Below are 13,177 nucleotides of genomic sequence, written 5' to 3' on the forward strand. Positions count from 1 at the left end.
ATGCAACTTGGATCTCCGCCCGCGCGGGGATGACGACTCGAAGTCACGCGCATCTTAATCTCCGCCGCACCCACCTCCGCAGCTGCTGCCGCAACCGCTGCCGCCGCCGTCGCATCCACCGTCGCCGCCGCCATCGGCGCAGGCGTCGCCACCGTCCGCGAAGGCCATGCCGCCGCAGGAACTTCCGTCGGCGCCGGCTTCACGCCGGCCCAGGTGGGCGGCCAGCAGGTGCCGGTCGACGACGCCCGCCGCAACCAGCACCGTCAGCGCCAGTTCCGGATGCGGCCGCGCGCGCCACATGCCGCGGCCACGTTCGTTCAGGCGCGTGTGGACGATCTCGCCGGCGCGGCTCCAGTAGCCGTGCCCGCCCGGCATGCGCAGTTGCGCGTCCAGGCCGAACAGCGCGGGCAGGCGCATGCTGCGTGGCTTGATGCCGTCGCGTTCACGGCAGGCCGCGAACGTGTGCAGCAGGGCGTTCCCGACGAGCGCCGCCCGTTCCACGTGCGGTACCGCCGCGCCGAAGTGGCGTACGCAGAAGCGCTCCAGCGACACCGGGTTCCAGCGCAGCCACGCGTGCCACACCGAGTCCGCCGCTTCCGACGGCAGGGCGCAGGGCCGGCCGCTGTGCCGCACCGCGTCGAAGAAGCGCAGCAGGCCTTCCGCCGCGCGGGCATAAAAAAGGCATCCGTCCGGATGCCTTCGTATTCGCGCGGCGCGCTCGCGCGCCATTGACTTTCCAGTCCCGCCGGCAGGTCCGCCAGCGCGGCCTGCCAGGGCGAGGTGCGCCGCAGCCGTGCGGCGCGCAGTTCACTCAGTTTGTCTATTATCCACTTCATGTTGCCCCCCTGTTTGTTGTTGTCGGCAGGTCCAGCTTACGGGGCAAATATGACGGTTTGATGACTTATTTCAGGGCCGAGAAGATCGTCGTCAAACGGTCCTTCGTACCCTCGATACGCTCCAGGCGCGGGTAGCGCAGGCCGCCGCGGTAGTCGAGCGAGATCGTGCGCAGTACGTTGCCCTTCCTGACGAGCAGACGAATGGGCTTGCCGTCCTTCGCATCCCTGATCGCGGACGTCAAGCGTTCCGGCTTGTAGACGCGGTCGCCCACGGCCATGACGGTCGTGTTGGCGGCCAGGCCCGCGCGGAAAGCCAGGCCGTCCCACACGACGTTGCGCACGGCCCCGTCCTGCGCGACCGTGAAGCCGAGCGAGTACGTCAGGTCCAGCACCTTGTTGCGCTCGTCCACGCCCTTCAGGTAGTCGGTCGGCGTGTCCGTGTAGACCAGCTTCCAGCCGGCGCGGGCGAGGCCGTCCAGCGGGGCGCCGGGGCCGTGGCCGTCCAGCTTCGCGCGCAGGAAAGGCGCCCAGTCGTACGGCTGGACTTTATTGAGCGTCGCCACGACGTCGTCGAACGTGTAGAACGCGGGCAGGTGGCTGCCGTTGTTCACGCTGTAGAAGGCGCGCGCGAAATCGTCCAGCGAGCGCCTGTCGCCCGAGAGTTCGCGGATGCGCGTGTCGACGTCCAGCCAGATCAGCATGCCCTCGACGTAGTAATCCTCGCTGCGCTGCCAGTTCGGCCAGCCCAGGCCGCGGCGCGCGTTGAGGATCGGGTCGTAGACCGTGTCCTGCACGGCGCGCCACGCGCGGCCCGCGACGCTGTCGTAGCGCGCGGCGCTCGCGGCCAGCGCGTCGCGCGCGCCGGCGGCCGAGACGAGGCCGGAACGCGCGGCCAGCACGTTGCCCCAGTACTGCGTCTGGCCCTCGTACACCCACAGCAGCTCGTTGTCCATCGGGGTGTTGAAGTTGGGGACGTTCTGGCCGGCCGGGCGGCGGAACTTGCCGTTCCACGAGTGCGTGTATTCATGCGGGAGGAGGTCGCGTCCGGTCTCGCTCTTGGCCCAGTCGGTGAAATAGCCCGGCTTGACGCCGTTCTCGCTGGACTGGTGGTGCTCGCGGCCGATGCCGCCGAATTCGTCGGACAGCGCGAACAGGAAATCGTAGTGGTCGTAGTGATACGAACCATACAGTTTATACGCTTGTTGCACGAGCGCGCGGTGCGCCGCGATCTGCTCGGGCTTCGCTTCCAGGCTTTCCGGATTGTCGGCGAACACGTTCAGGCGGACGGGCACCTTGCCGCCCGGGTCGAGGTCGAAGCGCTTGCTGTAGCGGCCCGCGAACAGCGGCGAATCCATCAGCGTCTCCAGGTCGCTTGCCTTGAAGTGGACGTCGTCGCCGGCGCGGTTGTCCGTCTCCAGCGCGGTGGCGTACTGCCAGCCCGCGGGCAGCTTCAGGTTCGCCTGCACGTTGATGCCGCGCGCGACGTAGCCGGCCGGGTACAGGGTCGTCGAGATCCATTGCACGCCAAGGATATCGTCAGTCATCGTGATGCGGCCCTGGCCCGGTTCCAGCGGCGACAGGTACTGGTATTCCGCCTCCAGGCTCGTCGCGCCCTCGGGGACGTCCAGGTGGAACGCGTACACGTGCACCGGGTCGCGCTTCCATTCGACGGGCCTGCCGTTCGCCGTGAACTTCAGGCCCGCCAGCTGCGTGATCGGGCCGTTCGGGCCGTGGTTCGCGGGCAGCCATTGCGGATACAGCAGGGTGAGCGGGCCGGGCTTCACGGGGATCGTCATGTGCATGCGGAAGACCTGCTGCGACAGATCGGTCGCATCGACGTTCAACACGATGGTGCCGGGGTAGGGCTGGTCGACGGGCGCGGGCACGTCGGCATGTGCCGGAAAGGCCAGCGCCAGCGCGAGTGCGGCGGCTGAAACGGACGAAGCGAACTTGGAAGCGGTCATTGGCTGGAACCCTGGCGAAAGAACATAAACGGCCGAGTGTAGCACTGTGCAATGGGCCCAGATTCCGTCCGGCAGCGATCCAAATAAAATTTTAAAACAGGCCTTAAAAAAGATATTTTGTACGACTTGAAAAGGGGGGAGGTGGCCATTAGATTGGTTCCAACGGATGCTCACGATGAGGTCCGTCAACTTATCGCTTGTACTTTTTAGAGGATATCGAATCATGCGTACTTTTGACCTGTCCCCCCTGTATCGTTCCGCAATCGGCTTCGACCGCCTGGTGAACCTGCTCGAGCAACGCGCCGAAAGCGCGCCGAGCTACCCGCCGTACAACATCGAACTGGTGTCGGAAGACAAATACCGCATCGTGATGGCGCTCGCCGGTTTCACCCGCAACGAAATCGAGATCACGTCCGAACGCGACACCCTGCTCGTGACCGGCCGCAAACAGAAGGATGACGTGCAGCGCACCTTCCTGCACCGCGGTATCGCCCAGCGCGATTTCGAACAGCGCTTCCAGCTGGCCAACCACGTGAAGGTCGTCAGCGCCGGCTTCGACAACGGCATCCTGACCATCGAACTGGTGCGCGAAGTGCCCGAGGCATTCAAGCCGCGCAAGATCGCGATCGCTGATGCCAACGGCAACACCGACAACGTGCAAGTGCTGGAACAACCGGGCCAGCAACAACACGCCGCGTAATCGCGTCGTCCCCCTCGAAGAAAAAGGCGCTTCGGCGCCTTTTTCTTTTCTGCTATAGTTGGCGCCGCAAGTTTGGCAACGTTTCCAATTTGAGGAGAGCCGCATGCAGACCCCCCGTTTTATCCTGTCGGTGCTGGCCGCGATCGCCGCGCTGGCATCCCCCGCCCACGCCGCCCCGGTCCAGGCCTGGATCACCACCGGCGACCAGTCGCAACTGCTCGCACGCGCGCCCGATGCGCGCCTGGAGACGTCCGCAGATGCCGCGGCGATCACCGTCGACCCGTCCACGCGCTACCAGGAGATCGCCGGCTTCGGCGCCGCGATCACGGATGCTTCCGCGGACCTGATCCAGCACCTGGACCCGGCCCGCCGCGACGCGCTGCTGCGCCAGCTGTTCGGCCGCGAAGGCGAGGGTATCGGCCTGTCGTTCACGCGCCTGACGATCGGCGCCTCCGATTTCTCGCGCACCCACTACAGCTTCGACGACATGCCGCCGGGACAGTCCGACCCGCAGCTGAAGCATTTCTCGATCGATCCGCAGAAAAACACCGTGCTGCCGACGGTGAAGGCCGCGCTGGCCATCAATCCGCGCCTGAAGGTGGTGGCGTCGCCGTGGAGCGCGCCGGGCTGGATGAAGACGAGCGACAGCCTCGTGAAAGGCACCTTGAAACCGGCGGCGTTCGACGCGTTCGCGCGCTACCTGGGCCGCTACGTCGCCGCGATGCGCGAACAGGGCGTGACGATCTCCGCGCTCACCCTACAGAACGAACCGCACTTCGAGCCGGACAACTATCCCGGCATGCGCGTCGACCCGCACAAGCGCGCGGCGTTCATCCGCGACCATCTCGGACCGCTGCTGGCGCGTTCGCACCCCGGCACCGCCATCTTCGACTGGGACCACAACTGGGACGAGCCGGAGTCCCCCGCAATCGTGCTGTCCGATCCACGCGCGGCGCAGTACGTGAGCGGCATCGCGTGGCATTGCTATGGCGGCGACGTGCGCGCGCAGGGCCGGCTGCACGACCTGTTCCCGGCCAAGGACACGTGGTTCACGGAGTGTTCGGGCGGACGCTGGGCGCCGGACTGGTCGAAGAACCTGCAGTATTTCGCGAAGACGCTCGTCATCGACACCACGCGCAACTGGGCGCGCGGCGTCCTGTTCTGGAACCTTGCGCTCGATGCCAACGACGGCCCGCACCTGGGCGGCTGCAAGGACTGCCGCGGCGTCGTGACCATCGACGCGGCCACCGGCGCCGTCACGCGCAACGTCGAGTACTACGCGCTGGCCCACGCCAGCCGCTTCGTGCTGCCGGGCGCGCACCGCATCGCGACGACCGGGGAGAACAGCGTCACCTTCGTCAATCCGGACGGTTCGTACGCGCTGCTCGTGGCGAATGGCGATGCGCAGCCGCGTGCGTTCACGGTGCGCGTGGGGGCGGAGGCGTTCCGCTACACGCTGCCGGCGGCCAGCGTGGCGACGTTCACGTGGCGGGTTGCGCCATGAATGGACGACTCACTCGAAACCGTCGCCCCCGCGCAGACGGGGGGGCAATTTGCACGCGTATCGGCGGCGCAAGCAAAATTGGATCCCCGCCTGCGCGGGGATGACGGTTCAAGGTACGTAGCCAACCGCCCCGGCTTGCAGTATGCTTGGGCCCAAAAACCAGACCAACCGGGGAGACAAGTGTCAACCATCAAGGACGTGGCCCGCATGGCCGGAGTCGGCCTGGGCACCGCATCGCGCGTCGTGCGCGGCAAGGGATCGGTGTCGCAGGCCAAGATGGAACGCGTGCAGAAGGCCATCGCCGCACTCGGCTACCGGCCGTCGCACGCGGCGCGTTCACTCCTCTACGGCACGTCGCGCATGATCGGCGTGTACATTCCCCTGTTGTCCGGCACCTTCTACACGTCGATCCTGCAGATCATCGACACGGAACTGCGCGGCGCCGGCATGCACATGATGGTGGCGTTCGGCGTCAGCCGCGAGGACGAGCGGCGCCAGGCCATCGACGGCGTTAACTTCCTCATCGAGCGCGGGTGCGACGGCGTCGTCCTCTTCACGTCGCCGCTCACCGAGGAGGACCTCGCCGCGCTGGGTCCCAAGCGCGAGCGCGTGGTCGCCCTCAACGACAGCTTCGACGGCATGCCCGGCCAGTGCTTCACGGTCGATCACAAGCTCGGCGGCCGGCTCGCGGCGCGGGCGCTGCTCGATCATGCGCACCGCGACATCGCCGTCATCGCCGGGCCAAGCACTGCCGCCGACAACGTCGACCGCATCGCCGGCTTCATGGCCGAACTGGCCGGGGCGGGCATCGCCACGGACGACATCTGGATCTCGGAACGCGACTTTTCCTCGGCCGAGGGACGCGCCGCCGCGATGGAACTGGCCGCGTCCGGGCGGCCGTTCACCGCGCTGTTCTGCGCCAACGACGAGATGGCGCTCGGCGCGCTGTCGTACTTCCACGAAGCGGGCATCCGCGTGCCGCAGGACGTGTCCGTGATCGGCTACGACGACGCGCCCGCCGCCGCGTATTCGGCGCCGCGCCTGACGTCCGTGCACATCCCCTGGCGCGAGATGACCAGGAACGGCATCGCCGAGCTGCTCAACCTGTGCTACGGCTTCAACCGGCCCGTCACGCGCACCTTCCCCGTCAGCGTCAGCCTGCGCGCCTCCGTCGCGAACGTGGCCAAACGCCGCCGTTCCCAACCTTAAGGGACGTCTAAGACTGCTGCGCCAATATACTCCCTACGAAAAGAGCAGTTTTCAGAACCACTTTTTCCAATCTGGGAGCACGTCGATGTCTAACCACGGTAACGTTACTGCCATCACCGCAAAACGTCTCACGCTGGCCCTGTGCGCGGCCGGTGTCATTGGCGGCGCAGTTGGCGCGATCGCAGTCGAACACAATAATGCTTTGGCCGCCGCCGCAGCGGCCGCCACTGGCGCACCCAACCCCGCCGCCACCCCGGCTCCCGTGGCGGCCACGCCGGCACCCGTGGCCGGCAATCCTGCCAGCGTGGCCCTGCCGGACTTTACCAAGATCGTGTCGCACAACGGCCCGGCCGTCGTGAACATCCGCGTCGTCGGTACGACCAAGGTGTCGCAGCGCCAGATGCCGCAGTTCGACGAGGACGATCCGTTCTTCGAATTCTTCCGCCGCTTCCAGCCGCAGCAACCGCGCGGCGGCAACGGGCGCGGGGAGCTTGTCTACGGCGCCGGATCGGGCTTCATCGTCAGCCCGGACGGCGTCATCCTGACGAACGCGCACGTGGTGCGCGATGCCGACGAAGTCACGGTCAAGATGCAGGACCGCCGCGAATACCGCGCGAAAGTCCTCGGCTCCGATCCGCGCACCGACGTCGCCGTGCTGAAGATCGATGCGAAAAACCTGCCCGTCGTCCCGCTCGGGAACACGCGCAACCTGCAGGTCGGCGAATGGGTGCTGGCGATCGGTTCGCCGTTCGGCCTGGAGTCGACCGTGACGGCCGGCGTCGTGAGCGCGAAAGGCCGCACCATCGACAACAACGGCGTGCAGTTCATCCAGACCGACGTCGCGGTCAACCCGGGTAACTCGGGCGGCCCGCTGTTCAACACGCGCGGCGAAGTCGTCGGCATCAACTCGCAGATCTTCAGCCAGACGGGCGGCTACCAGGGCCTGTCGTTCGCGATCCCGATCGACGTCGCCGTGCGCATCAAGGACCAGATCGTCGCGACCGGCAAGGTGCAGCACGCGAAGCTGGGCGTCAGCCTGCAGGACGTCGGCCAGAGCTTTGCCGATGCGTTCAAGCTGCAGTCGCCGGACGGCGCACTCGTGGCGAACGTGGAGCGCGGCAGCGCGGCCGACAAGGCCGGCCTCAAGGCGGGCGACGTGATCCGCAAGGTCAACGGCCAGGCCCTGATCTCGGGCGGTGACCTGTCGGCCATCGTGGCGATCGCCAAGCCGGGCGACCGGCTGACGATGGACGTCTGGCGCGAAGGCAAGGAGATGCAGGTGACCGCGACGCTGGCCAGCGCCAAGGCCGATCCGGCCAGCCGCGACAACCTGGCCGGCATCGACGGCGGCGCCAAGCTGGGCCTGGCCCTGCGTCCGCTGGATCCGGCCGAGCGCAGCCAGGTCGGCGTCGCGGCGGGTCTCGTGGTCGAGGACGCGGGCGGCGCGGCGGCCGTGGCCGGCGTGCAGCCGGGCGACGTCGTGCTGGCCGTGAACGGCAAGCCGGTGGCGTCGGTGGCCCAGGTGCGCGACGTGGTGAAGAAGTCCGCCAAGTCGGTGGCCTTGCTGGTTCAGCGCGGGGATGAGAAGATCTTCATCCCGGTGCCGATCAGCTGATGGATCGTATAGTCTGATATCGGCACTGGTTTCTGAGAATCGGGGGATTGGATGCGGCTGCTGCTGGTGGAAGACGATACGATGATCGGCGAAGTAGTGCTCGACCTGCTGAGGGCCGAGCACTACGCCGTCGACTGGGTCAAGGATGGCGAGATGGCCGACACGGCCCTCATGCAGAACCAGAACTACGACCTCGTCGTGCTCGACCTGGGCCTGCCTCGCAAGGACGGGCTCGAGGTCCTGCGTGCGATGCGCGCCCGCAAGGACCGCACGCCGGTGCTGGTCGCCACGGCGCGCGACGCCGTCTCCCAGCGTATCGCCGGGCTCGATGCCGGCGCGGACGACTACGTCCTCAAACCCTACGATCTCGACGAACTGCTGGCGCGCATCCGCGCGCTGCTGCGGCGCGCCGCCGGGCGCGCCGAACCCATTTTCGAGTACAAGAACATCGCCGTGAATCCCGCCACGCGCGAAGTGCTGGTCGACGGCCAGCCGGTCGTGCTGTCGGCGCGCGAATGGGCCGTGCTGGAAGCGCTCGTCGCGCGTCCCGGCGCCGTGCTGTCGCGCGCCCAGCTCGAGGAAAAGCTGTACAGCTGGCGCGACGAAGTGTCCAGCAATGCGGTCGAGGTCTATATCCACGGCCTGCGCAAGAAGCTGGGCAGCGACTTGATCCAGAACGTGCGCGGCGTGGGCTACATGGTCCCGAAGGTGTGAAGGATTCCGCATGAAAGTCCGGGTCACGCATTCCCTGCGCGGGCGGCTGCTGTGGTTCCTGCTGGCGGCGATCACCATCGCGGCCGTCGCGCAGGCGTCCATCGCGTATCGCACCGCCCTCAACGACGCCGACCAGATCTTCGACTACCACATGCAGCAGATGGCGCTGTCGCTGCGTTCGCGCGTACCGCTGACGAGCACCGAGAACGCCGACGCCGACACCCCGATCAGCGGCAACGACGACCTCGTCGTGCAGGTGTGGTCGCCGGACGGCGTGCGCGTGTTCCGCAGCGCGTCGCACGCGCACCTGCCGCAGCGCGCCGTGCTGGGCTTTTCCAACGTGCGCGCGAACGGCACGACGTACCGCATCTTTTCGATCCAGACCGATAACCAGACCGTGCAGGTCGCGCAGGATCTCGCCGTGCGGCGCAGCATGGCCAGCAATCTCGCGCTGCGCACGCTGGGGCCGATCGCCGTCATGATGCCGATCCTGATGCTGGTCGTGTGGTGGGTCGTCAGCGGCTCGCTGGAACCCGTCGCGCGCGTGCGCAAGCAGGTGGCGTCGCGCCAGGCGGACGATTTGTCTCCCGTGTCCGAGGCCGGCTTGCCGGACGAGGTGCGCCCGCTCGTGCAGGAATTGAACCTGCTGTTCGGCCGCGTGCGCACGGCGTTCGACGCCCAGCAGCACTTCGTCGCCGACGCCGCGCACGAGCTGCGCACGCCGCTCGCCGCCCTGAAGCTGCAGGTGCAGAGCCTGGAGCGGTCGGACAGCCCGGACGCGAAGCGCGTCGCCGTCGGCCGCCTCACGGCCGGCATCGAACGCGCGACGCGACTGGTCGAGCAGCTGCTCGTGCTGGCGCGCCAGGAAGCGAGCGTCGCGGGCGGCGCGCCGCGCCAGCCGGTCGACATCGCCGGCGCGGCCAAGCGGGCCGTCGCGGAACTGGCGAGCGTCGCGGCCGCGAAGCAGATCGACCTCGGCCTGCAGCGCGCGGACAGCGCCGAAGTGGAAGGGCAGCCGGACGCGTTGATGATCCTGCTCCGCAACCTCATCGACAATGCGATCAAGTACACGCCGGAGGGCGGCACGGTCGACGTGTCGGTGGTGGCGGAACACCGCGGCGTGACCGTGACCGTGGAAGACAGCGGCCCGGGCATCCCGCCGGCGGAACGCGAGCGCGTGTTCGACCGCTTCTATCGCGTGCCGGGCAGCGACGCGAAGGGCAGCGGGCTCGGTCTTGCCATCATCAAGTCGATCGCGGAGCGGCATGGCGCGGCGCTGGCGCTGGGCGAATCGAAGCGGCTGGGCGGGCTCGAAGCCGCCGTCACGTTCCCAACCTGAACGCATCGCGAACGTCTCGAAGCCGCCGTCACGCTCCCAACCTGAACGCATCGCGAACGTCCGCGTGGGCACGGGGTGCCCACCCTACGATTCGATCGGGCCGTAGGGTGGGCTCCCCGAGCCCACGTTCAGTCAGCGGCAACGTACAGGGCCGTAGGGTGGGCTCCCCCGAGCCCACGTTCAGTCAGCGGCAACGTACAGCCGGATATTCGCCCCGTTGCCTTCGATGGTCTTCACCAGCCGGTAGCGATTGGCGAGTTCCTTCATCACGATCCCGTCCGGATCGTACAGCTTCGCCAGCCGCTCGATCAGCCACACGCGCGGATGCCCGGCCGTCAGCGCCCGGATCCGCATGACGTCTTCAGGCGCGATGTTCGGCGCGCCGGAATTGCCCGTGTAGGTGCGCGCCAGGTGCAGCGCGGGGAAAGGGCCCGGCAGATAGGCGACGGCCGGCCCCGACTTCATGTAGTAGGTGACGGGCATCTGCACCTCGTTCGGAAACGCGAGCACGACGTCGCCCGGCCGGCTGTCGCGCGCCACCTGCGCCAGCATCCCGCGCCAGTCTTCCGTGTGCGAGCGATAAAAACCCGCCACGGCATATGCGGACAGCGCCAGCACGACGGCGGTCGCGGGCAGGCGCCAGCGCGACGGCAGCCGGACGACGCCCAGCGCCGTCAACACCATCCCCAACGGCCCGAGCCACAGGAACAATCGCGACAGGAACACCGGCTTCACGAAATAGCTGTAGCCGGCGAGCGCGAGGATCGGCAGCACGAGCACGCACGCGAGCAGCCAGAAATGGGCGCGCGCCCGCTGCCACAGCCAGGCAAAGCCCAGCAGCACGAGCAGCGCGACGGGATAGTGCAGCACCTGGCCGCCGCTGATCACGGTCCAGGCAGCGGTGACGTTACGCGGCGTAAAACGGATCCAGTACGACAGGTGCGCCATCGCCGCGTTCTGTTTGACGAGCATCGGGATGAACGGCGACCACACGAGCAGTGCGCCGATGCCGGCTGCAGCCACGGCCAGGATCTGCGGCCGGCGCGGGCCGGGCGCGCTTGCCAGCAGCGCGACCGTCATCCCCGTCCACAGGCCCAGCGCGGCGAACACGCCGGTGTTGTGCAGCCACATCGTCAGGCCGGCGCTGACGGCGAGGCCGGTGATCCAGCACCACCGGCGGGAATCTGGCCGCACGAAGGACAGCACGAGCATGCCCGCAAAGAACACGGCCAGCGATCCGGCCAGCGCCTGGAGCGCGTACGGCCTGGCCTGTTGCGCATACTGGATGCTCGCGGCGTTCACGGCGAGGAACAGGGCGGCCAGCAGCGCGACACGCTCCGCCTGCGCACCGATTCGTGCCCAGCGCGCGCCGGCGGGCAGCGCGAACACCGTGAGCACGCTGGCGAGGACGGACAGGCTGCGCATGGCCGCCTCGTGCGTGCCGAACAGCGCGGTCCAGCCCTTGAGCAGGGTGTAGTAGAACGGGGGATGCGTCTCGTACAGCGGCACGCTCGTCCACAGTTCGCGCAGCGGGACGGCGGCGAACCACGCGCTGTACGTCTCGTCCAGCCATAGCGAGCGGCCGGCCAGCGTGGGCAGGCGCAGCAGCAGGGCGAGGCCTGTCACGAGCAGGGCCAATGTCCAGAAGCGGGCCTGTGGTAGGTCGCGCCCGCGCGGCGCGGCGGTCGACAGGGGCGTCAGCGGGCCTTGCTGGCTTGAAATGTCCATAGCGAATTGACGACATAGGTGACGCACACCAGGATGCCCGTCACGAGGACCTGGGCCAGGCGATAGTCGAGGCGCACGCCGTTCACCAGCACGGCCATCGCGGCACCGTTGAGGGCCGCTGCCATGCCGGCCGTCGCGAAGAAGCGGGCAGCCGTACGCCAGGCCAAATGCGAATGCGCATGGCGGCGGAACGTAACGACGGCGTTCATCACGAAATTGATGACGGCGCCGATGAGCGCGCCGACGACGGACGCCGGCACGGGCGCGAGCACGCCGAGCGAGACAGCCGTGAACAGGAAGGCGTAATGCCCGGACATCCCCGCCAGGCCGACGGCTGCATAGGTCAGGAAGCGGCCCACGCCGCCGCGTTCAGGCATGGGCCATCGCCTTTTCGTAGCGCTTGCGCACGAGGTACACGGGCCGTCCCTTCGATTCGAGGTAGATGCGGCCCACGTATTCGCCGAGCACGCCGATGCCGATCAGCTGGATGCCGCCGAGCAGCAGGATCGCCGTCGCCAGCGACGCATAGCCGGGCACGTCGACGCCGTACAGCATCGTGCGGATGACGAGCCAGAACGCGCGCGTCAACGCGAAGATCGCCACGCTGACGCCCAGGTAGGTCCAGATGCGCAGCGGCAAGGTCGAAAAGCTGGTGATGCCTTCCAGCGCAAAATTCCACAGCTTCCAGCCGGAAAACTTGGTCTTGCCCGCCGCGCGCGGCGCACGCTTGTATTCGACGACGGCCGTCTTGAAGCCGACCCACGCGAACAGGCCCTTCATGAAGCGGCACGATTCCGGCAGCGTCTTCAACGCGTTGGCGACATTGCGGGTGAACAGGCGGAAGTCGCCGACGTTTTCCGGGATCGGCAAGTCGGCCATGTCGTTGTGGATGCGGTAGAAAAATTGCGCGGTCCATTTCTTCAGCAGCGAATCGGACTCGCGGTCGGCCCGCTTGGCCAGCACGACGTCGTAACCCTCGCGCCATTTCTCGACCAGCCTGCCGATGACGTCGGGCGGGTCTTGCAGATCCGCATCGAACGGCACAATGAGGTCGCCGCGCGCTTCGAAGATGGCGGCCGTCAGTGCCGCCTCTTTGCCGAAATTGCGCGTGAGATCGACGACGCGCACGCGGGCATCCGCGTGGGCATACGCGATGAGGGAGTCGAGCGTGCGGTCGCGGCTGCCGTCGTTTACGCACAGGATCTCGAAGCGGATGTTCGGAATGCGTTCGAGTTCCGGGATCACGCCGCTGAAGAAATGCGGGATCATCTCCTGCTCGTTGTAGAACGGCACGACGAGCGACAGCAGGGGCGGTTCTATCGGGCCGACCGCGACCTTGTCGGGAACCACGGTTTCGTTGGGGAAGCTCATATCGATCCGTCGACAGCCTGGTATGCATCAGCGATAAAACATAACACAGGTTGGTCGAACGCGATGTTCGCATTGGCGTGCGATGACGGTAGATGCCGTCAGGATGCGTTCAGTTCGGCTCGGAAACGTACCGGTCAACGTCCTCCCGGCGGAGGCGGGGACCCAGTTTGTATGCGTTGCGGCAGCTCATGCAAACT

11 protein-coding genes are annotated in these 13,177 nt (G+C 67.3%); 6 read left to right on the forward strand and 5 right to left on the reverse strand.

Features of this window, described 5'->3' with window-relative positions; translation table 11 throughout:
- Nucleotides 1-54 precede the first annotated feature (54 nt).
- Nucleotides 55-729 carry a hypothetical protein gene (locus tag ACL58G_RS11765; protein ID WP_440967030.1) on the reverse strand — a complete coding sequence of 225 codons (675 nt, stop codon included), beginning with the start codon at nt 727-729 and terminating at the stop codon, nt 55-57.
- 172 nt (nt 730-901) lie between these two features.
- Nucleotides 902-2,800: a M61 family metallopeptidase gene (locus ACL58G_RS11770; protein ID WP_413383553.1), complete on the reverse strand. Its 1,899-nt coding sequence runs from the start codon at nt 2,798-2,800 to the stop codon at nt 902-904.
- Between the two features lie 223 nt (nt 2,801-3,023).
- Here ACL58G_RS11770 and ACL58G_RS11775 point away from each other — a divergent pair, with 223 nt between their 5' ends.
- The 6 genes from ACL58G_RS11775 (at nt 3,024) to ACL58G_RS11800 (ending at nt 9,881) form a co-directional block, all read left to right on the forward strand.
- Complete coding sequence (locus ACL58G_RS11775; protein WP_105378364.1) at nt 3,024-3,500, forward strand: Hsp20 family protein; 477 nt, start codon at nt 3,024-3,026, stop codon at nt 3,498-3,500.
- A gap of 103 nt (nt 3,501-3,603) precedes the next feature.
- Nucleotides 3,604-5,004: a glycoside hydrolase family 30 protein gene (locus ACL58G_RS11780; protein ID WP_440967033.1), complete on the forward strand. Its 1,401-nt coding sequence runs from the start codon at nt 3,604-3,606 to the stop codon at nt 5,002-5,004.
- 180 nt (nt 5,005-5,184) lie between these two features.
- A complete protein-coding gene (locus tag ACL58G_RS11785; RefSeq protein WP_440967035.1) occupies nt 5,185-6,213 on the forward strand; it encodes a LacI family DNA-binding transcriptional regulator in 1,029 nt (342 codons plus the stop codon).
- Between the two features lie 85 nt (nt 6,214-6,298).
- Entirely contained in the window at nt 6,299-7,828 is a 1,530-nt protein-coding gene (locus tag ACL58G_RS11790) for a Do family serine endopeptidase (RefSeq protein ID WP_440967037.1), read from the forward strand.
- A gap of 51 nt (nt 7,829-7,879) precedes the next feature.
- Nucleotides 7,880-8,542 carry a response regulator gene (locus tag ACL58G_RS11795; RefSeq protein WP_056136559.1) on the forward strand — a complete coding sequence of 221 codons (663 nt, stop codon included), beginning with the start codon at nt 7,880-7,882 and terminating at the stop codon, nt 8,540-8,542.
- Between the two features lie 10 nt (nt 8,543-8,552).
- Entirely contained in the window at nt 8,553-9,881 is a 1,329-nt protein-coding gene (locus ACL58G_RS11800) for an ATP-binding protein (protein WP_440967039.1), read from the forward strand.
- 180 nt (nt 9,882-10,061) lie between these two features.
- On the opposite strand, the gene ACL58G_RS11805 is transcribed toward ACL58G_RS11800, so the two are convergent.
- The 3 genes from ACL58G_RS11805 to ACL58G_RS11815 are packed head-to-tail and all read right to left on the reverse strand — an operon-like array spanning nt 10,062 to nt 12,980.
- The gene (locus ACL58G_RS11805; RefSeq protein ID WP_440967041.1) at nt 10,062-11,609 is read right to left on the reverse strand and encodes a glycosyltransferase family 39 protein; all 1,548 of its coding nucleotides are present in this window, start codon (nt 11,607-11,609) and stop codon (nt 10,062-10,064) included.
- Nucleotides 11,579-11,986: a GtrA family protein gene (locus tag ACL58G_RS11810; RefSeq protein WP_413383566.1), complete on the reverse strand. Its 408-nt coding sequence runs from the start codon at nt 11,984-11,986 to the stop codon at nt 11,579-11,581. The genes ACL58G_RS11805 and ACL58G_RS11810 overlap by 31 nt, the downstream gene beginning before the upstream one ends.
- Nucleotides 11,979-12,980, reverse strand: a complete 1,002-nt coding sequence (locus tag ACL58G_RS11815) for a glycosyltransferase family 2 protein (RefSeq protein WP_413339554.1) — start codon at nt 12,978-12,980, stop codon at nt 11,979-11,981. The genes ACL58G_RS11810 and ACL58G_RS11815 overlap by 8 nt, the downstream gene beginning before the upstream one ends.
- Nucleotides 12,981-13,177: the final 197 nt, after the last annotated feature.

Source organism: Massilia sp. GER05 (assembly GCF_052056005.1).
Lineage (GTDB): Bacteria > Pseudomonadota > Gammaproteobacteria > Burkholderiales > Burkholderiaceae_D > Telluria > Telluria orientalis.

Bases quoted from the DNA above. Each gene is read 5' to 3' on its own strand.
- ACL58G_RS11805 (WP_440967041.1), bottom strand. From the start codon at position 11,609: ATGGACATTTCAAGCCAGCAAGGCCCGCTGACGCCCCTGTCGACCGCC.
- ACL58G_RS11810 (WP_413383566.1), bottom strand. From the start codon at position 11,986: ATGCCTGAACGCGGCGGCGTGGGCCGCTTCCTGACCTATGCAGCCGTC.
- ACL58G_RS11765 (WP_440967030.1), bottom strand. From the start codon at position 729: ATGGCGCGCGAGCGCGCCGCGCGAATACGAAGGCATCCGGACGGATGC.
- ACL58G_RS11775 (WP_105378364.1), top strand. From the start codon at position 3,024: ATGCGTACTTTTGACCTGTCCCCCCTGTATCGTTCCGCAATCGGCTTC.
- ACL58G_RS11800 (WP_440967039.1), top strand. From the start codon at position 8,553: ATGAAAGTCCGGGTCACGCATTCCCTGCGCGGGCGGCTGCTGTGGTTC.
- ACL58G_RS11815 (WP_413339554.1), bottom strand. From the start codon at position 12,980: ATGAGCTTCCCCAACGAAACCGTGGTTCCCGACAAGGTCGCGGTCGGC.
- ACL58G_RS11780 (WP_440967033.1), top strand. From the start codon at position 3,604: ATGCAGACCCCCCGTTTTATCCTGTCGGTGCTGGCCGCGATCGCCGCG.
- ACL58G_RS11790 (WP_440967037.1), top strand. From the start codon at position 6,299: ATGTCTAACCACGGTAACGTTACTGCCATCACCGCAAAACGTCTCACG.
- ACL58G_RS11795 (WP_056136559.1), top strand. From the start codon at position 7,880: ATGCGGCTGCTGCTGGTGGAAGACGATACGATGATCGGCGAAGTAGTG.
- ACL58G_RS11770 (WP_413383553.1), bottom strand. From the start codon at position 2,800: ATGACCGCTTCCAAGTTCGCTTCGTCCGTTTCAGCCGCCGCACTCGCG.